The sequence below is a fragment of the Parasphingomonas puruogangriensis genome (assembly GCF_036663635.1).
Taxonomy (GTDB): domain Bacteria; phylum Pseudomonadota; class Alphaproteobacteria; order Sphingomonadales; family Sphingomonadaceae; genus Sphingomonas.
In genome coordinates, this window is sequence record NZ_JAXOJI010000003.1 from 94,579 (window position 1) to 112,887 (window position 18,309).

At 67.9% G+C, this 18,309-nt stretch carries 19 protein-coding genes, 1 tRNA gene and 2 riboswitches; of the genes, 5 read left to right on the forward strand and 15 right to left on the reverse strand.

The window, feature by feature from the left end:
- Positions 1-74: 74 nt before the first annotated feature.
- From cobS to U1739_RS09160, 8 genes are all read right to left on the reverse strand, one after another.
- Positions 75-791 carry an adenosylcobinamide-GDP ribazoletransferase gene (cobS, locus tag U1739_RS09125; protein ID WP_332706921.1) on the reverse strand — a complete coding sequence of 239 codons (717 nt, stop codon included), beginning with the start codon at positions 789-791 and terminating at the stop codon, positions 75-77.
- Positions 788-1,342, reverse strand: coding sequence for a histidine phosphatase family protein (locus U1739_RS09130; protein ID WP_332706926.1), 555 nt, complete (start codon positions 1,340-1,342; stop codon positions 788-790). Before U1739_RS09130 ends, cobS begins: the two co-directional genes overlap by 4 nt.
- Complete coding sequence (gene cobT, locus U1739_RS09135; RefSeq protein ID WP_332706929.1) at positions 1,339-2,352, reverse strand: nicotinate-nucleotide--dimethylbenzimidazole phosphoribosyltransferase; 1,014 nt, start codon at positions 2,350-2,352, stop codon at positions 1,339-1,341. The genes U1739_RS09130 and cobT overlap by 4 nt, the downstream gene beginning before the upstream one ends.
- A complete protein-coding gene (locus U1739_RS09140) occupies positions 2,349-2,756 on the reverse strand; it encodes a DUF1636 domain-containing protein (RefSeq protein WP_332706932.1) in 408 nt (135 codons plus the stop codon). Before U1739_RS09140 ends, cobT begins: the two co-directional genes overlap by 4 nt.
- Positions 2,756-3,304, reverse strand: a complete 549-nt coding sequence (locus U1739_RS09145) for a hypothetical protein (RefSeq protein WP_332706935.1) — start codon at positions 3,302-3,304, stop codon at positions 2,756-2,758. The genes U1739_RS09140 and U1739_RS09145 overlap by 1 nt, the downstream gene beginning before the upstream one ends.
- A gap of 1 nt (position 3,305) precedes the next feature.
- Entirely contained in the window at positions 3,306-5,288 is a 1,983-nt protein-coding gene (locus U1739_RS09150) for a TonB-dependent receptor plug domain-containing protein (RefSeq protein WP_332706938.1), read from the reverse strand.
- Between the two features lie 140 nt (positions 5,289-5,428).
- A riboswitch (cobalamin riboswitch) is annotated at positions 5,429-5,620 on the reverse strand.
- Positions 5,581-6,417 (reverse strand): ABC transporter ATP-binding protein, encoded by an 837-nt coding sequence (locus U1739_RS09155; RefSeq protein WP_332706941.1) that lies wholly within the window; start codon positions 6,415-6,417, stop codon positions 5,581-5,583. (Overlaps the previous riboswitch by 40 nt.)
- Positions 6,411-7,418, reverse strand: a complete 1,008-nt coding sequence (locus U1739_RS09160; protein WP_332706944.1) for a FecCD family ABC transporter permease — start codon at positions 7,416-7,418, stop codon at positions 6,411-6,413. Before U1739_RS09160 ends, U1739_RS09155 begins: the two co-directional genes overlap by 7 nt.
- Before the next feature lie 88 nt (positions 7,419-7,506).
- On the opposite strand from U1739_RS09160, the gene U1739_RS09165 reads away from it, so the two are divergent.
- Positions 7,507-8,361 (forward strand): ABC transporter substrate-binding protein, encoded by an 855-nt coding sequence (locus U1739_RS09165; protein ID WP_332706947.1) that lies wholly within the window; start codon positions 7,507-7,509, stop codon positions 8,359-8,361.
- On the opposite strand, the gene U1739_RS09170 is transcribed toward U1739_RS09165, so the two are convergent.
- From U1739_RS09170 to U1739_RS09180, 3 genes are read right to left on the reverse strand one after another with little or no spacing between them, the layout of a single operon-like run.
- A complete protein-coding gene (locus U1739_RS09170; protein ID WP_332706950.1) occupies positions 8,351-9,640 on the reverse strand; it encodes a cobyrinic acid a,c-diamide synthase CobB in 1,290 nt (429 codons plus the stop codon). The genes U1739_RS09165 and U1739_RS09170 overlap by 11 nt on opposite strands.
- Positions 9,640-10,284 carry a cob(I)yrinic acid a,c-diamide adenosyltransferase gene (gene cobO / locus U1739_RS09175; RefSeq protein ID WP_332706952.1) on the reverse strand — a complete coding sequence of 215 codons (645 nt, stop codon included), beginning with the start codon at positions 10,282-10,284 and terminating at the stop codon, positions 9,640-9,642. Before cobO ends, U1739_RS09170 begins: the two co-directional genes overlap by 1 nt.
- A gap of 30 nt (positions 10,285-10,314) precedes the next feature.
- Entirely contained in the window at positions 10,315-12,240 is a 1,926-nt protein-coding gene (locus tag U1739_RS09180) for a TonB-dependent receptor plug domain-containing protein (protein ID WP_332706955.1), read from the reverse strand.
- Between the two features lie 223 nt (positions 12,241-12,463).
- A riboswitch (cobalamin riboswitch) is annotated at positions 12,464-12,684 on the reverse strand.
- A 255-nt stretch (positions 12,685-12,939) separates the two neighbouring features.
- On the opposite strand from U1739_RS09180, the gene U1739_RS09185 reads away from it, so the two are divergent.
- Complete coding sequence (locus tag U1739_RS09185) at positions 12,940-13,254, forward strand: polyhydroxyalkanoic acid system family protein (protein WP_332706958.1); 315 nt, start codon at positions 12,940-12,942, stop codon at positions 13,252-13,254.
- An 81-nt stretch (positions 13,255-13,335) separates the two neighbouring features.
- On the opposite strand, the gene U1739_RS09190 is transcribed toward U1739_RS09185, so the two are convergent.
- The 3 genes from U1739_RS09190 to U1739_RS09200 all read right to left on the reverse strand — a co-directional run bounded on the left by U1739_RS09190 (position 13,336) and on the right by U1739_RS09200 (position 14,443).
- Positions 13,336-13,854, reverse strand: coding sequence for a general stress protein (locus U1739_RS09190; protein ID WP_332706961.1), 519 nt, complete (start codon positions 13,852-13,854; stop codon positions 13,336-13,338).
- 178 nt (positions 13,855-14,032) lie between these two features.
- Positions 14,033-14,218, reverse strand: a complete 186-nt coding sequence (locus U1739_RS09195) for a hypothetical protein (RefSeq protein ID WP_332706964.1) — start codon at positions 14,216-14,218, stop codon at positions 14,033-14,035.
- Between the two features lie 151 nt (positions 14,219-14,369).
- Positions 14,370-14,443, reverse strand: a tRNA-Gln gene (locus U1739_RS09200).
- Between the two features lie 152 nt (positions 14,444-14,595).
- Here U1739_RS09200 and U1739_RS09205 point away from each other — a divergent pair.
- Together U1739_RS09205 and U1739_RS09210 are read left to right on the forward strand one after the other, a co-directional pair.
- Complete coding sequence (locus tag U1739_RS09205) at positions 14,596-15,669, forward strand: Ppx/GppA phosphatase family protein (RefSeq protein ID WP_332706967.1); 1,074 nt, start codon at positions 14,596-14,598, stop codon at positions 15,667-15,669.
- A gap of 13 nt (positions 15,670-15,682) precedes the next feature.
- A complete protein-coding gene (locus tag U1739_RS09210) occupies positions 15,683-16,372 on the forward strand; it encodes an RlmE family RNA methyltransferase (protein WP_332706970.1) in 690 nt (229 codons plus the stop codon).
- Between the two features lie 279 nt (positions 16,373-16,651).
- On the opposite strand, the gene rpoZ is transcribed toward U1739_RS09210, so the two are convergent.
- A complete protein-coding gene (gene rpoZ / locus U1739_RS09215) occupies positions 16,652-16,996 on the reverse strand; it encodes a DNA-directed RNA polymerase subunit omega (protein WP_332706973.1) in 345 nt (114 codons plus the stop codon).
- Positions 16,997-17,114: 118 nt separating this feature from the next.
- On the opposite strand from rpoZ, the gene U1739_RS09220 reads away from it, so the two are divergent.
- Positions 17,115-18,290 (forward strand): phospholipase D-like domain-containing protein, encoded by a 1,176-nt coding sequence (locus U1739_RS09220; protein ID WP_332706976.1) that lies wholly within the window; start codon positions 17,115-17,117, stop codon positions 18,288-18,290.
- Positions 18,291-18,309 lie beyond the last annotated feature (19 nt).

Below are 18,309 nucleotides of genomic sequence, written 5' to 3' on the forward strand. Positions count from 1 at the left end.
AGGGTTATTGAAGGCAACAGCCGTGGCTCTGGGCCCCTGCTTTCGCAGGGGAACGGTTGCTAATTCAGGTGAACCTATCGCGTGACGACCATCGCGAGGACGAGCAGCAATCCGCTCTCGACCAGCTCGATCCCCGCGCCATGCACGTCGCCGCTGACGCCGCCGAGCCGGCGCTTGAACAGCAGATAGAGCGCGCCGATCAGCAACGGCCCGGCGAGCAACGCCGGCGTGACGACGGCGCTACCCAGCAACAGCAACAGCCAACCGGCAATATCGCGCGCGCGCGTCGCGCCGGTGATGCTGGCGCCGAGGCCGCTCGGCTTGAGCGGCGGCAGCACGCGCGCCCAGATCAGCGGGGCGAGGCGCGCGACGGCGGGCACGAACAGCAAGGCGAGCCAATGGCCTGGCAACAGCACCTGCAGCAGCACCAGTTTGGCGAGCAATTGCAGCACGATGGCGACGACGCCGAAACTGCCGATATGCGGATCGGCCATCACCGCGAGCAGGCGAGCGCGGTCGCCGTGTGCGGCGCCCAATCCGTCGGCGAGATCGCCGAGTCCGTCGAGATGCAGCGCGCCGGTCACCCACACCCAGGCGAGCAAGGCCAGCAGCGCGCCGATCCACGGATCGAACCACGCGCCGATCATGCCGCCGGCGGCGACGATTCCGCCGATCACCAGCCCGACCAATGGATAGAGCCGGATCGCGGCGGCGAAGTCGGCGGTATCCGTGGTGACGTGTGGCACCGGCAGGCGGGTGAGGAAACCGAGCGCGATTATCAGCCGCTTCACGGCCATAGCCCGGCGATCTGCGCAGCGCGGGGCGGGCCCGGCCATATCTTCAGCGCCAGCACCGCGGCATAAGGCAGGTCGATCGCCCAGGTCGCGGCGAGATCCAGGCCGCATAATATCGCCAGCGCGGCGCGCATCGCGCCGCCATGCGTGACGACCAACGCGGGTTCGGGCGGCAGCGCCGCGATCGCCTCGGCCACGCGGTCCTTCAGCGCGGACCAGCGTTCGCCATTGGGGGGCGGGGCGGCGTCGGGGTCGCTCCAGAACCGGCTGAGCGCGGCCGCGTCGACGTCGGCCGGCGCGTGGCCGTCCCAATCGCCGAAATCGAGTTCGCGCCAGCGCGGGTCGATTACGGTCGGGCCGATCGCTTCGGCGCATGCGCGGGCGCGCTGCAGGTCCGAGGAAATGATGCGGGCAACTCGCAAATCTTCCGCCTGTGTGCGGCAGGCGTGGATGCCGGCCGCGGTCACCGCGCAATCGGTGCGGCCGAGCAGCCGGCCGGTGAGTACCGGTTCGCCGTGGCGCATCAGATAGAGCGTGACGGGGCTCACCCCGCCGCCACGCCGGCCTCGGCGAAGGTCGCCATGCGCTCGTGCGCGAGCAAGGCGGCGCGGATGACGCCGACCGCCACCGCCGCGCCGCTGCCTTCGCCAAGGCGCAGATCGAGCCGCAGCAATGGTTCGAGCCCGAGCTGTTCGAGCAGCCGGCCATGGCCCGGCTCGGTCGAGCAATGGCCGGCGAGGCAATGATCGACGATGCCGGGATGCGCCGCCGCCAGCGGGGCGATGGCCGAACTGCAGATGAAGCCGTCGAGCACGACGGGAATGCGGCGGTGCCGCGCCGCCAGCACCGCGCCGGCGATCGCGGCGATCTCCCGCCCGCCAAGGCGTCGCAGGATCTCGAACGGGTCGCTGAGGTGACCGGCATGTGTGGCCAGCCCGGCCGCGACGGTCGCCACCTTGCGGGCGATGCCCTCGGCGTCGATCCCCGTGCCCGGGCCGACCCAGCCGGCAATGTCGCCGCCGAAGCTCGCCGCGCACAAAGCGGCGGCGGCGGTGGAATTGCCGATGCCCATTTCGCCGAGCACCAGCAGATCGGTGTCGGCGGCGATCGCCGCGGCGCCGATGTTGAGCGCGTCGAGGCATTCTTGCGCGGTCATTGCCGGTGCCTGCGTGAAATCGGCGGTCGGATGGTCGAGCGCGATCGGGACGACCTCCAGCGTGAGACCGGCGGCGGCGGCCAGCGCGTTGATCGCTGCGCCGCCGGCGGCGAAATTGGCCACCATCTGCGCGGTCACCGCGGCCGGGAAGGCACTGACGCCGCGCGTCACGACGCCATGATTGCCCGCGAATATGACCGCGCGACCCTGCGTGATGGCGGGGCGTTCGCGCGCCTGCCAGCCGGCGAAAAACACCGCGATATCTTCGAGCCGGCCGAGCGACCCCGGTGGCTTGGTCAGCTGTCCCTGCCGCGCCGTTGCCGCGACGCGCGCGGCCGTGTCGGGCGATGGTAGATCGCCCAGCGCGGCAAGGAAGTCGGCTGGCGTGGCGAAGGCGGTCATTCGACGACGAAACCCGGCGGCGGGGTGCGGGTGATGAAATGGCCCTTCACCCCTGCCGGCCAATCGCGGAACGGCACCTGGCCGAAGTCGCTGGCGGCATAGGCACGGGCATAATCGAGAATCGCTTGCGCCGCCTCCTCGTTCGGCTCGAACCGGCCGAGCACATAGCCCACCTTGTCGGGCGCGCGCAGGTGCACGGTGCAGAACTCCTGGCAGGCGAACAGGCACGGCATTTCCTGCACCGCGACACCGTCAAAACGCGCGTCGCGCGCCTTGACCATGTGCAGCGCCGCAGCGAGCCTGGCGCCGCCGCGCCGCCCCTCGGCATCGTCGCGTTGTTCGGCCGAATGGCGGCAGGTGTTGCACACCACCACCGCCGCGCCGCCATCGGCCGCTTTCAGCATCACGCCGCCGCCCGCTCGATGCGCGACGCGGCGGGCAGCCCGAGCGACACGAGGCCGCGATAGAGCAGCAGCAGGCCGATCAAGATGGCGCCGTTGCGCAGCAACTGCCGCGCGTTGATCGACGGCGACAGCGCGGTGGCCACGCCACCCAGACCGAACGACCAGAGCAGGATCACCAGTTTGAAGGCCACCGCCGCGATCAGATAGGCAGCAGCGACGCGCGCAACGCCGTGGCGCAGCCCGCTGCGCGCCACGCCCGCCTGCGCCGCCAGCACGGCGACGATCGCCGCCATGCCCAGCGCCGCCGCCCATAACAGCGTGCCACCATCGCGCGGATAATCGAGCAGGCAGAAGCCCACTGCCTGGCTGGCGAGCCACGCGACGAGCATCAGCGCGATGCCGTCGCGGCGCTTCATCTGCGTCGCGGCGATCGCGGCCAGCGCCGGGAATGGCGTGGCGCAGGCCAGCACCAGGGTGGTGATCGTGCTTGCCGCGGTCAGCAGCACGATCCACAAGGTCGGCGAGGTGCGTTCAGCAAAAACGGTCATCTCAGAACCTCCCCCGGAAACCGACATAGAGGCTGCGCCCCAGCGTGTTGTAGCGATTTGCGGTCATATATTCCTCGTCGAAAAGATTTTCCGCGCGGGCGAACAGCTTGACCGACTCGGACAGCGGCAGCTCCGCGCGCAGGTCGATCAACGTGTACGGCGCGAGCCGCGTCGTGTTCGCCGCATTGTCGAACGTCTCGCCCGACCAGCGCAGCGCGACACCCAGCGTCGGCCCTTGCGGAATCGCATAGCTGATCGATCCGTTGGCGGAATGGCGCGGGCGCCGCGCTAACTGCTTGCCGAAATTGGCCGTGCCCGGCGAGCGATCCTCCGACACGTTCCAGGTATAATTGCCATCGATCGACAGGCGTTCGCCCAAGGCGACGCGGCCGACCGCCTCAATGCCCCGCGCATAGGCGCGCGCGACGTTCTGGTAATAGCCCGAGCGACGCTGCGTCGTGCTGCCGGGCACCAGGCAGAGCGGGTTGGCGGTCGTCGCGGTGCAGCTGGCGAAGGTGATCAGGTCGCGCGAGCGGCGTTCGAAATAGGTCCCGCCGAACGACAGCGCTCCATCGAGAAAGCGCTGCTCGACGCCCGCTTCCCAGCCCGTGGCCTGTTCCGGCGCGAGCGCCTGATTGCCGTATTCGGAGAATGTTTGGTACAAGGTCGGCGCCTTGAACCCCTCGCTGTAATTGCCGCGCAGCACCGTGCCGCTCGGCAAGGCCCACACCGCGCCGCCGGCGAACAGGGTTTGCGAGCCGAAGCGGCTGTGATCGTCGTTGCGCACGCCGCCGGTGAGCGTCAGCCCGTCGAGCACCGTCGCATTGAGCTGGCCATAGAAACTGGTGAGCTCGGCCGTACCGCGGGCCGGCGCCGGCACCGCGCTGGCCAGGCTGGCGGGCGGCGAGACGCTGCGAAAGCGCGACTTTTCGTTTTCGACGCCGAACGTCGCGTCCCAGCCCTGCGCAATGGCAACACTGCCCTGATATTCCAGCCGCTCGTTACGGCCGGCGCTATCGAACGTCTGGGGGCGGGCGCGCGCCGGATTGTAATTGTCGCGATCGGTGTTGGTATAGCCATAGGCGAAGCGGTTGCGGAACCGCCCGTCAAGCAGCGCGACATTCAACCCAGCATAGCCGACGAACTCGCGGTTGAGCGAATATTCCGCGGTGTCGACCGAGGTCGAATCGAGCTCGGTGCGACCGGTCGAATAATAGCCGCGCACGTCCGCGCTGACCCCGTCGACGATGTCGAGCACCGCCCGGCCGGTGACGTTCTGGTTGGTATAGCCGTCCTTCTCGATCCCGCCGAACGCGGGCGCGATCACCGAGATGCCGTCGGTGGTGAAGGCCTGCGCGCCGACCCGCCAAGCGAGCGGCCCGCTACGCCCGCCGATCGCGGCGCGCCCGCTGACCGTCTCGCGACTGCCGGTCTCGACATCCACGCTGCCTTCGATCGGCGCGTCGGGCAACGGCGTGACGATGTTGACCACGCCACCGATCGCCTGGCTGCCCCACAGGATCGATTGCGGCCCGCGCAGCACTTCGATGCGGCTGGCATCGCCGACCAGCAGATTGGCGAAATTGTACCCGCCGCCGGCCGAGGAAGGATCGTTGAGCTTGACGCCGTCGATCACCACGACGGTCTGGTCGGCCTCGGCGCCGCGGATGCGCAGGCTGGTCGCGGTGCCGTAGCCGCCATTGCGCGACAGGCTGACGCCCGGCGTGCGTAGCAACAGTTCGGACACGCCGAGATCCTGCGCGCGATCGATTGCCGCTTTGTCGAGCACCGTGACCGAGGCCGCGACGCGATCGATGGCGAGCGGCGTGCGAGTCGCGGTGACGACGATGTCACCCGGCGTGCTGCTCGCGTCGGCAGGGGCAGCGGCGTCGGGCGCTGACGCCTTGGTGTCGGTTGGCGGCCGTTCCTGCGCTTGCGCGGGGAGCGCGGCGATCAGACTCAAGATAAGACAATGTGTATTCATAATGCGAAACCCCATGACAAAAGGTCTCGCACCGAACCACGAAAGCGCGCGGGCACAGGCCCACGGCTCCCGTGCCGCGGCACGAGATCAGACTGTCGTCGCTCGGGTTTCCCCGCCCGTCCGGCGCACCCTGGCCGGTCGAAGGACGACCGCGACAGGCAGGTCTCCTGGCTCGCGGGTCACTGCCGGTCCGCGCCGCCTTCTCGGGACGTTGGTCCCAATGGCATGTGGCATGGTGGCTCGCCGCTCACAGTTGCAGGGGCAGCCGGGGTCTTGAACCCCGTTCCCATATTCATCCCCCGTGAAGGGGAACCTGTCGCGATATCGCCGATAGTCCGGGCAGGGGCGCCGCGTCAATCACGCGCGCGACCGGGACGAGCAACGGTTGCCCGTCGAGCATGCCGCGCCAGGCGGTGACGCCGTAAACCTGAGCTAACGCCGCGTCGGTCAGTACGTCGCCCGGTGCGCCATCGGCGACCAGCCGGCCGGCGTCGAGCAGCAGCAGCCGATCACAGAATCGCGCTGCGAGGCCGAGATCGTGCAGCACCACCACGACCAGCATCCCGGCGCGGGCCTGGGCTTGCAGCAGCGCCATGATCTCGAGCTGGTGGCCGGGATCGAGCGCGGTGAGCGGCTCGTCGGCAACCAGCGCCGGCGCGCCGGTTGCCAGCGTGCGCGCCAGCATCACGCGGGCACGTTCGCCGCCGGACAATTCGGTCGCGGTGCGGTGCGCGAGGTGCATGGTGTCGGTGTCGCGCAGCGCGCCTTCGATCGCCGCTTCGTCGGCCGGGGCGATGCGCGAGAACGGCCCGAGATGCGGCAGCCGGCCGAGCCCGACCAGCCGCGCGACCGATAGCGGCCAATGCACGGCATAGGTCTGCGGCAGATAGGCCACCTGGCGCGCGAGCACGCCGCTGGCGAGGCTCGCAATATCCGCGCCGTCGAGCGTGACCGTGCCGCTATCGGGCGCCAGCAGCCCGAGCAAGGCGCGCGCCAGCGTCGATTTGCCGGCGCCATTGGGCCCGACCACGCCGATCAATGCGCCGCCGCCAAGCGTCACGCTGATATCGTCGAGCACGCGGCGGCCGCCGAGGCTGACCGACAGGGATTGCGCGGCGAGGGTCACCACAAGCGGCGCTCCCGCAGCAGGAAATGGATAAAGATCGGCACGCCCAGGAACGCGGTGAGCACGCCCAGCTTAAGCGGCGTCGCGGTCGGGATCAGCCGCGTGCCGAGATCGGCCAGGCTGAGCAACGCCGCCCCCGCCAGCGCCGAGGGGATCAGGATCGCCGAAGGGCTGCGATCGGTGAACGGGCGCACGAGATGCGGCACGATCAGACCGATAAAGCCGATGCTGCCCGCCACCGCCACCGCGCCGCCGACGCCGATCGCGACGCCCAGCATCAGCCGCAGCCGCACGCGCGCGAGATCCACGCCGAGCGTCCGCGCCGCATCCTCGCCGAGCGACAGCGCATCCAGCGCGCGCGCATCCCATGACAGCAGCCCGATGCCGATCACGACGCAGGGCAAGGCGATCCACACATCGGCAAAGGCGCGATCCTCCAGGCTGCCGAGCAGCCAGGTGGTGATCTCCATCGCCGCGAAGGGATTGGGCGCGAGGTTGAGCGCCAGGCTGATGCACGCGCCGGCCAAGGTGGCGATGGCGATGCCGGCAAGGAGCAGGCTGAGCGTGCTTTCGCCGCGCCGCGACAGCCAAGCCAGCGGCAGCAGCGACACCAGCCCGCCGAGGATCGCCAGCAGCGGCAACACCCAGGGATGGCCGCTCGCCAACTGCCAGTAGATCGCCACCACCGCGCCCAATGCCGCGACGCTGGACACGCCGAGCACGCCGGGATCGGCCAAGGGATTGCGCAGATAACCCTGCATCGCGGCGCCGGCCATGCCGAGCATCGCGCCGATCAGCAGCCCGAGCACGGCGCGCGGCACGCGCAACTGCAGCAGGATCTCGCGCACCATCGGATCGCCTTGCCCGGTCAGCGCCGCCCACAAGACGGAAGGCGACAAGCGCGCCGGACCGAACAGCAACGAGCCGAGGCCGGCGAGGATCGCCAGCAGCAACAAGATGGGCAACAGCCACGCGACATTGCGCGCGGGCAAAAGGTTCGGCACGGCAGACCTCGTCACGATCGGTCAAGCCCGTCACGGAAGTGCCCCGGGCGCGTGGCCGATCCGTAGCGAGCCTATCGAAGGAAACCTAGTGCGCGCTTTCCGTCTGATCATCGCCGCTGCCGCAAGCGTCGCGCTGCTTGGCGCCGCGCCGCTCCCCGCACCAAGCGCCGTGCCGCGGCGCATCGTTTCGCTCAACATGTGCGCCGATCAGTTACTCGTCGCGCTGGCCGATCGCCGCCAGATCGCGGCGCTGACCGAATGGGCGCGCGATCCGCAATTGTCGTCGGTCGCGGCCGAGGCCCGCGCGATCCCGTTCACCCACCGCAGCGCCGAGGAAGTGTTGGTCCTGCGGCCGGATCTGGTGATCGGGGCGCCGTTCCGGACCAAGGCGGTGCTCGCGCCGCTCAAGGCGCGGGGCGTGGCGATGCTCGAACTGCCGGATGGCGAGGGCGTGGCCGGGATCGAGCAGTCGATCACGGCGCTCGCCGCGGCGGTGGGCCATCCCGATCGCGGCAGGCGATTGATCGCCACGATGCGCCGCGAGCTCGCCGCCATCGGCCCGCCGCCCGGCCGCGGGCGGATCGCGGCTTATTATCAGCGCCAGGGCTATCTCACCGGCACCGGTACGTTGGTCGACGAGCTGATGCAGCGCGTTGGGCTGGTCAATCTTGCCGGCACGCTCGGGCGACCGGCGCTGTCCAAAATGTCGCTCGAGGAAATGGCGCTGGCGCGGCCCGCCTTCCTGCTCATGGACGGCGGCACAAGGGAGGTGGCGGATCGCGGCACGGCGGCGTTGCATCACCCCTTGCTCGACGCCGCCGTGCCACCCGAGCGGCGGATTTACGTGCCGCAGGCGTTGATCGTGTGCGGCAGCCCGGCTTTTCCGCGTGCGGTCAAATTGTTGGCGGACCAGGTGCGCGCCGCGGACCGGGTCAGGCGATGAGGTGGAAGAAACTGCCGGTGACGTGACCGGCGCGCGTGCCGGCGCTGCCCAACGCCGCGCCGTCGCCATCCGTGAGGGTCGCGATCGGCATGCCCTCGGCGCGGGTCAGCGTGGCATAATGGAATTCGTGCCCGACATGCGTGTCGCCCGTCGCGGCGAACGGCATCGGCTGGGTCCAGGTCGCGCGACGATAGCCGAGCTGCAGCTTGCGCCGGGCGATGCTGCTGGCGATCGGCAGCAGCCCGGCCATGGCGTGCGTCACCCCGTCGGCATCCTCGATCCCGTCGCCGAGCACCATGTAGCCGCCGCATTCGCCATGCACCGGGCGGGTCGCGGCGAAGCGGCGCAGGCCGTCGAGGAAGCGGGCGTTGCCCGCCAATTGGCCGGCATGGAGTTCGGGATAGCCGCCCGGTAGCCAGCAGGTGTCGCACGCCTCCGGCGGCGCGTCGTCGGCGAGCGGCGAGAAATAGGCGAGGTCGGCGCCCGCGCGCCGCCACCCCTCGATCAGATGCGGATATAGGAAACCGAACGCGGCATCGCGCGCGATGGCGATGCGCTGACCGGGTGGGCGCATCGTCGCTGCCGCCATCGGCGCGGGCGCGACGGCGCTTGCCGCGCGCCGGATCGCATCGAGATCGCAATGCTCGGCGATCACGTCGGCAATGCCGTCGATTCGCGCGCGCGATGAGATTTCCTGGGCCTGGACGAGACCCAGATGGCGTGACGGCAGCGCTAGCCGATCGTCCCGCGGGATCGTGCCGAGCAGCGGCACGCCGATCCCGGCAAAGCCGGCGGCGATCATCCGGCCATGCCGCGCGCTGGCCACGCGGTTGGCGATCGCGCCGATCACGCGGGGTGCGCCGGGCATCGTCGCCAAGCCGTGCGCCAGCGCCGCCAGCGTCTGCGCCGCGCCGCTCGCATCGAGCACCAGCAGCACCGGCCAATCGAGCGTCCGCGCCACCGCTGCGGTCGATCCCGCGCCCGTGCCGGCGCCGTCGAACAGCCCCATCGCGCCTTCGCCGACGATCAGCTCGGCATCGATCGCTGCGGCATGGCCGCGCAACGCGTCCGCCCCCATCGCGAAGCCGTCGAGCGTCTGCGATGGCCGGCCGCAAGCGGCGGCGTGGAAACCGGGATCGATATAGTCCGGCCCGGTCTTGGCCCCGGCGACGCGCATGCCGGCACGGGCAAAAGCGCGCTGCAGCCCGATCGTCACGACGGTCTTGCCGCTGCCCGACCGTGGCGCCGAGACGAGCAAGGCATGGGGTGGCGCGCGCATCAATATTCGATGCCGGCCTGCGCCTTCACGCCCTGGTCGCGGAACGGGTGTTTCACCAGCGTCATCTCGGTGACCAGATCGGCGATCTCGATCAGCGCCTGCGGCGCGTTGCGCCCGGTGACGATGACATGCTTGTCGGCCGGCTTGGCGGCGAGCACCGCCAGCACCTCGTCCAGCGGCAGATAGTCATAGCGCAGCACGATGTTGAGTTCGTCGGCCAGCACCATCTTATAGGCCGGATCGGCGATCATGCGCTTGACCTCGTCCCAGCCCTTGCGCGCCACCGCGATATCGCGCGTGCGATCCTGCGTGTCCCAGGTGAAGCCTTCGCCCATCGGCTTGAACTCGACGAGATCGGGGAAGCGATCGAACACCGGCTTCTCGCCCGTTGCCCATGTGCCCTTGACGAACTGCACCACCCCGACCTTCATGCCGTGCCCGATCGCGCGCAGCACCATGCCGAGCGCGGCAGAGGTCTTGCCCTTGCCCGTGCCGGTATGGACGATCAGCAGGCCCTTTTCCTGCGTCTTGCCCGCGACGATGCGATCGTGCGCCGCCTTCTTCTTGGCCATTTTGGCGGCGTGACGGGCATCGCCCGTCACATCCTCAGCAAGAACCTGCTGTGCGTCGGTCCGGTCAACCATGGTCATGCTCCGGCAAGGTCGGGCGGCGCATCAGAGCCGCGCCTTGATGCCAGCATAAGCCGCGCGGCCCGGCGTCACGTAGGAGAACACCTCCTCATACTTCTCGTCGGTCACATTCTCGATCCGGCCGAAGACCGAGAAATGCGCGATCAACTTGTACTCGGCGGCGAGATTGACCAGCACATATTCCTGCAACGACACGCTCACCGGCACATAGCTCGGATCGGTATAAGCGACGTCCTCCTGCCGCCCGTTATAGCGCACCGTCAGCGTGGTGGAGAAACGCTGGTCGGCGCTCGACACCGTGGTGTTGAGGCTGGCGACGTGCTTGGGGCGGCGCACCTCGACCGTGCCGTCCTCGCGGGCGTGCAGATAGGTGTAAGCGAGATCGAAGCGCAATTGATCGATCGGGCTGGCCGAGGCGAACACTTCCACGCCGCGCTGGCGCGACAGCGTGTCGCGATTGGCCGGCGTGGCGGTGTAATCGGGCGCCGGATAGGTCGTGTAGATCTCGTTCTCGAGCTTGTTCTTGAAATAGGTCACGCCGATCGTCGCGCGGCCGCCGGCGAGTTCCTGATCGAGCCCGGCTTCCCAGCCCTTGGACTTTTCCGGCTTGAGATCGGCATTGCCGATATACCTCCCGTCGAGATAGCCGAAGAGCTCGAAATAGCCCGGGTTCTTCACGCCGGTGCCGTACGCACCGTGTGCGCGCAGCCCGAACGGCAGGCGATAGCCGGCCTGGACGCGGTATGTCGTGACATCGTGGAAGCGGTTGTTCTCGTCGCGCCGCAGCGATGCGCCGAACGACAAGGCATCGTCAACGGTGCCCTCATATTGCCCGACAAAGCCCCAATTGTCGGTCGAACGCTTGCCGTTAAAGGCAAAGGGCGTGGTGTTGCGGAACTGCTCGCGCTCGACATCCACCGCGCCGGTGAGGCGGCTGACCAGCCGCCCGCTGTCGATCCGGAAACTGCTTTCGAACGACGCTTTGTAGCGCTGCCCCTGGCTGCCATAATCGAACCCGGCGGCGGTATAGCCTTTGCGCGTCGTATCGGCGATCTGGCCGGTCAGGGCATTGGTCCAGCGGCCATCGGCCAGCGTCAGTTCGGCGCGCGCGAGCCCGTAGAACGACTCGTTGCGCAGCCGGACGCCGGGGCTGTCGATGGTATAGCCAAACAGCGGGCCGTCGAATGCCGTGCTATTGGCCAGTGCATCGCTGTTGCTGTAGCGACCGACGCCGGTCAGCTTGAAACTGTCGCTCGGCGTCCAACTCGCCTTGGCGCTGGCGCCGATGCTGGTCGAGCCGACATCGCGCGTGCCGCCCCGCGCGGTCGGCGTGCCGTCGGTGCGATAGAGCGAGCCGGACACGGCATAATCCACCGTGTCGGAAAAACCGGCGATGCGCGCGCCGCCTGAGGCGGTGCCGAACGAGCCACCTTCGGCGCGAATGCTGACGCCCGGCGCCTCGCGCCCGGTCAGCGTGATATATTGAATGACGCCGCCGATCGCGTCCGATCCGTACAGGGCGGATTGCTGGCCGCGCAGCACTTCGATCTTGGCCGCTTCGTCGGCGATCAGCGTGCCGAAATCGAACTCGCCATTATACGGATCGGACGCCTTGATGCCGTCGATCAGCACCAGCACGTGATTGGCCTCGCTGCCGCGGATGCGCACCTGCGTCTGCCCGCCGATATTGCCGATGCGGTTGACCGCGACGCCGGGCACGTCGCGCAGCACGTCGGAGACGATCCGCGTCTGGCGCTGCTGCAGCGCTGCATCGTCGATCAGCGTGATCGAAGCCGGCAGGTTCTTGATCTCGGTGCCGTCGCCCGAACGCGAGGCGGTGACGACGATGTCGTTACCCTCGGCATCCTGGGTCGGCACGGTCGGATTGCTTTGCGCAAGTGCCGGCGTGGCCGTGACAAGCGCAAGCATCGATACGAAAACGGTCTTCATGATAGGTCCCCCCGCGCCGTTCTGGACGAGGCGGAAGGGGCCGTTATCGCGAAGCGCGAACGCCGGCACCCCGGCAACCGCACGGACGCGGAGTCCGGCTGCACAGGCACCGTTGCGGCCCCAGCCGCACGGTTCGGGCACCCAGCAAAGTATCACTTTGCCGGGACCCGATTCGTCGCTCGAACGGATACGAGTCCGTGCCCCGGCCATCCCCTGGACCGAAACATGAGCGACAGCGCTGGCAGGTCTCCTGGCTCACGGGTCAAGGCTCGATCCACGCCTTCCCAGGCCCGAAGGCCCAGTGGCTGCCCGGTGCGAACCGGGCCTGTGCATCTCGCTCACCGCTTACAGTTGCAGGGACAGCCGCGGCTTTGGAGGGCGAACCCCCCGCACCGCATTCCGCAATTAAGCCCCTTGCGGGGCACCGGCGCGATCAGTGGCGCGCGGCTTGCGCCACGCTCCAGGGCGGCGATTACCGCAAAGCGGCGTGGCGGCCAATCACTTTCGAGGCGCGTATGCGACACGACGAATGGCGAACCATGCGGCGATCGCCGGGACGATCGTCGGCGATCGTCGAGGCGATGGTCGTATCGTCAGCGGCGTGTAAATCGGCTGGCAGCCACGCCGAGCCTTAGTCGCCTTGTCGTAAAGCGATGCGAAGTTTACCGGCAGCGCATCCCGTCATACGAGCACCCAACCATGGCTGACCTGCACTTCGACATCCCCCACGACCTTGGCAAGACCGAGGCTCGGCATCGTATCGAGGCGGGCTTGCCCAAGCTCGCGGCGCATATTCCGGGTGGCGGCACCGTCGAGCCCGCATGGCAGAGCGAAGATCGTCTTACGCTGGCGATCAAGGCAATGGGCCAGAAGATCGCCGCGGATCTCGAGATTGGCGAAACCGTCGTCAGCGGGACCGTAAAGATCCCCATGGTGCTGTCGATGATGGCCGGTCCGATCGGCGCGTTCGTAAAGACCAGCGCGGAGAAGATGCTGGCGAAGCCGGCAGGGTGAGGTCGGCTTAGACGATCCAGACAAAAAGCGGGGCGCCCCAAGTGGAGCGCCCCGCTTGTTAGGCACTACGAACGTGTGCCATCATATCGCGGCGATGCGCGACCGCGACGAGCTGTGCCCACCAAGGCGGTAGAGCACGTCTGTTGCGTCTTCCGCACTGATTCCTGCCGCGCTCGTATCGACGGACACGAACACGCCGCCATCATTCACCCGGTCGTTATAATAGGTCGCGTCTTCGCTGCTGACGCCGTGATCGGTCATGACCTTTTCCAGGCCACCTGCCGCGCCGCCAAGGGCAGCGCCCGTGAGGGCAGCGGCCGGGATCGCCGCCGACGCAATCGCGCCCGCCGCGACGAGCGGGCCAACGCCCGGGATCGCGAGCGCAGCGATGCCCAGGATCGTGCCGATGCCGGCGCCGGCGGCTACCTTGCCGACGAACTCCTGCGTTTCACCGCTGCCGTCGGTCGTCGTGTTCTTGCCGTCGTGCTGCGCTACGATCGAAATCGCGCTATCATTCACACCGGCGCTACGGAGCTCGCTCACAGCGCGCTCAGCCTCGGCATGGTTGTCGAAGACTGCGGATACGAGGTTCGAATTCATGATAATTCCTGTCGCGGTTAGTGCTGCAGAGTGAGCCTAAAGCCGCTGGCCATCCTTATCGTTCCGAACATTCGACATTAGCGGCGTGATAACTGCTTGTTCTGCAAGTATGTCTCCGCCGTCGTGCGGCAGCGAACCAACCCGAGACACCGCAGGCGATCTGACGCCCCGGCGGCCGTTATCGAGCGGATTTCGCCGCAGCGTTGACGACAGCCCGTGCCGCCGTCGCTTCATTGGCCTCGGCCATCGCGTCCCATGTTTCCGCTGAACGCTCGTGCATATCGCGGCGGTTGGCCAGCGTTGCCTTTTCCGCGGCGGCGCGCTGTTCTGCGGCATTGGCGCGGTATGTTTCGGATGGGGTCATCGGGTCTGGTCCAAGGTCTAGTTCGTGCGAAGCGGTTGCCGACATGCGCCTATCAACGCCAGCATCCGCGTTCAGGCGTGGGTACGACTGTGGTAACGTCTCCCACAGCCAGCCGGAAAGACAATCATCGCAACGCTTTGCCTGAAATCGCTGGATGCCCCGTGAGGATTCGAACCTCAATAGGCGGTATCAGAAACCGCAGTCTTACCATTAGACGACGGGGCATCAGCGAGCGCGCGAGATAGGCGGGGTGCGGCGGAGTGTCAACATGGCAGCGGCTTGCCGCTGGCCCATGGCTGCGCTACCTTATGCGCAAGCACCGAGCGCCGGGCGCATTGCCCTCAGCGTGACGGAAGAACATAATAAGTGAGAACGGCATGGGGGATCAGTCGCCCAGAACGCCGTACCGGCAGCCCTCCGTTGCCCGTCCGGCGCCCGGCCAACATGGCGGCAGGCCAGGCCCAGCCCAGGCGGCGGGCCAACGCAAGGGCTGGAGCGAGCCGCGCCATTATGCCGCGCTCGATCTCGGCACCAACAATTGCCGCTTGCTCATCGCCCGGCCGCAGGGCGATGGCTTTGCCGTGGTCGACGCCTTCTCGCGCATCGTGCGGCTGGGCGAGGGGCTCGCGGCGACCGGCAAATTGAGCGATGCGGCGATCGAACGGACTCTGGCGGCGCTGAAAGTATGTGCCGACAAATTGAAGCGTCGCAATGTCCTGCTGTCGCGCTCGGTCGCCACCGAAGCGTGCCGTCGCGCGGACAATGGCGCAGCGTTCATCGCCCGGGCGCTGGACGAGACCGGCATTCATCTCGACATCATCTCGGCCGAGGAAGAAGCGCGGCTGGCCGTGCTCGGCTGCCACGCCCTGATCGAACCGGGCGAGGATCCGGCCCTGGTGTTCGATATTGGCGGCGGATCGACCGAATTGGTGCTGGTCGACACGCGGTCCGAGGTGCCGCGCGTGCTCGATTGGCATAGCGCGCCCTGGGGCGTGGTCTCGCTGACCGAGCATATCGGCTATGCCGAAACGCGGCAGGGGCGGCTCGATGCCTATGCCCGGATGTGCGATATCGTCGCCGAGAGCTTCGCGCCGTTTACGGCGCGGTTGCCGCGGGGGATCGATCGACCGCGATTGCTCGGCACGTCCGGGACGGTGACGACGCTGGCCAGCGTCCATCTCGGCTTGTCGCGCTATGACCGCGCCGAGGTCGACGGGTTGATCGTGCCGGCAAGCTCGATGCGCAAGATCAGCGCGGACCTGGCCGGCATGGACCTGGCCGAGCGCGCGACATTGCCGTGCATCGGCACCGAGCGCGCCGATCTGGTCGTGGCGGGCTGCGCGATTCTCGAGACGATCATGGATCTATGGCCGGCCGAACGGCTTGGCGTGGCGGACCGCGGCATTCGCGAGGGCATTCTCCGCCGCCTGATGGGCAAGGAACGATTATGAGTAAGGGCGCTTTATGAGCAAGGACGGCGGCGGCCTGTGGGTCCGCGTCAAGACCGCGCGCAAGCGCACGCCGCAATCGACGCGCTGGCTGCAACGCCAGCTCAACGACCCCTATGTCAAACGCGCCAAGGCCGACGGCTATCGCAGCCGCGCGGCGTATAAATTGATCGAGCTGGACGAGCGATTCGGCTTTCTCAAGGGCAAGAAGCGCGTGCTCGATCTGGGGCTGGCGCCGGGCGGGTGGAGCCAGGTGGTGCGGCGGCAGGCGCCTAAGGCGGCGATCGTCGGGATCGATCTGCTGCCGGTCGATCCGATCGACGGCGTCGTCATCCTGCACATGGATTTCATGGACGATGCCGCGCCCGACCTGCTGATCGCCGAGCTGGGCGGCGCACCGGATCTGGTGCTGTCGGACATGGCGGCGAATACGGTGGGCCATCCGCAGACCGATGCGCTGCGCACGCTGGGGCTGGTCGAGGCGGCCTTGGCGTTCGCCATCGAGGTGCTGGAGCCCGGTGGGGCGTTCGTGTCGAAAGTGTTCGCCGGCGGCGCGGATTCGGAGCTGGTGGCGGAGATGAAGCGCAATTTCACCACGGTGAAGCATGCCAAGCCCCCGGCCAGCCGCAAGGGATCGGTGGAGTGGTTCGTGGTGGCGCAGGGGTTCAAGGGCCGGCGAGCGGTCGTTGAGGCGGAAGCCGACTAGGCTCCTCCCCGGTACGGGGAGGGGGACCATTTGCTCCTTTAGCAAATGGTGGAGGGGGGCCTCCGCATACACCACGGTTGCGTTGCCGGCCCGGCCCCTCCGTCAGCCTTCGGCTGCCACCTCCCCGTGCCGGGGAGGACTAAAAGAAAAGCCCGCCGATTGCTCGGCGGGCTTTTCTTTTGGGGCAGCGCCGCGGCGGAGCCGCGTCGTCGGTCGGGCTTGCAGCCCGCCGGCCGGACTAAGGCCGAGACACGGATTAGCTTGGGCTAATCCGCTGCCTTAGCCTTCATAATCCGCGCCAAGATTCTGGTTCCGCGGCGGGGCGGCGGCGGTGAGGCGCAATGCCTCGGCCGACTGCGCCAGGTTGCCGACGGCATCTGCCTCGTCCTCGTCGTCGACCTGCACGCGCTGTAGGCCGGAAATCACCGATTCCTCGAGATGCGCGGGCTTGACGTTCTGCTCGGCGATCTCGCGCAGCGCGACGACCGGGTTCTTGTCGCGGTCGCGGTCGAGCGTGAGGTCGGCACCGCCGGAGATCTGGCGGGCGCGCTGGGCGGCAAGCAAAACGAGATCGAAGCGGTTGGGAATCTTGTCGACGCAATCTTCGACGGTGACGCGCGCCATGAATGGCTTCCTTCGGTAAACGGCAGGATAGATGAAGCGTCGCGCTGTATGACCGTCGCCTCAAAGAGTCAAGGAATCGCCTTGCGCGCGCTGCCCCGCCCGGCCATCACGCGCGGCGATGACCGAACCCGCCCCGCAGCCGAGCTTCACCATCGACGGCGATCGGCTGACCATGCTCGATACCGGGCCGCGCCGGCTGGCGGCGCTGATCGCGTTGATCGACAGCGCCCAACACTCGCTACGCATCCTCTATTACATCTATGTCGACGATACCGCCGGGATGCGCGTGCGCCAGGCGATGATCGATGCCGCGGCGCGCGGCGTGACCGTGTCGGTGATCCTCGATGGCTTGGGCAGCGGGCCGGCGGCGAACGAGAAATTCTTCGATCCGCTGGTCGCGGCCGGGGCCTCGGTGTGCCGGTTCGAACCGCGGCTCGGGCGGCGTTATCTGCTGCGCAACCACCAGAAGTTCGCGCTGGCCGATGGCGACAGCGAGACGGCACGCGTCATCATCGGCGGGTTCAACATCCAGGATTCCTATTTCGGCACCCCGGCCGAACAAGCGTGGCGCGATCTCGGGCTGCTGGTCGAGGGGCCCTCGGCGGCCGCCCTGACCGGCTATTTCGATACGCTCAAGCGCTGGATCGAGACGCCCAAGGCGCCGATCCGCGCGCTCCGTCGGTTGCTTGGGCAGTGGAGCCAGCATGAGGGTCACACGCGCTGGCTGTTCGGCGGGCCGACGCGGCATCTGAGCCCCTGGGCCAAGGCGGTGCGTGCCGATCTCCGGCGGGCGAAATCGTTCGATCTGATCGCCGGGTATTTCGCGCCCAACCCGGCGATGCTGCGCCGGCTCGACCGGCTCGGGCAGCGCGGGCGGGTGCGCATCGTGCTGCCCTCGAAGAACGATCACGAAGGCGCGATCTGGGCGTCGCGCTTCACCTATGCCGGACTGTTGCGCAAGAAAGTCGCGATCTACGAATATCTGCTGACCAAGCTGCACACCAAGCTCTTCGTGATCGACGACGTCGTCTATGTCGGCTCGGCCAATTTCGATATTCGCAGCATGTTCCTCAATCTCGAGATCATGTTGCGCATCGACGATGCCGCCTTCGCGGCGCATGCACGGGCCTATGTCGAGGGCGAGATCGCGCAGTCCGAGCTGATCACGCCGGCGCTGTACAAAGCGCGCACCACGCCGTGGCGCCGCGTGAAGCAGGCGGCGGCGTATTTCGTGATCACCGTGCTGGATTATAACGTGACCAAGCGGCTGAACTTCGGGCGCGAGCGGCGCTAGCACAAGCCACAACGTCACC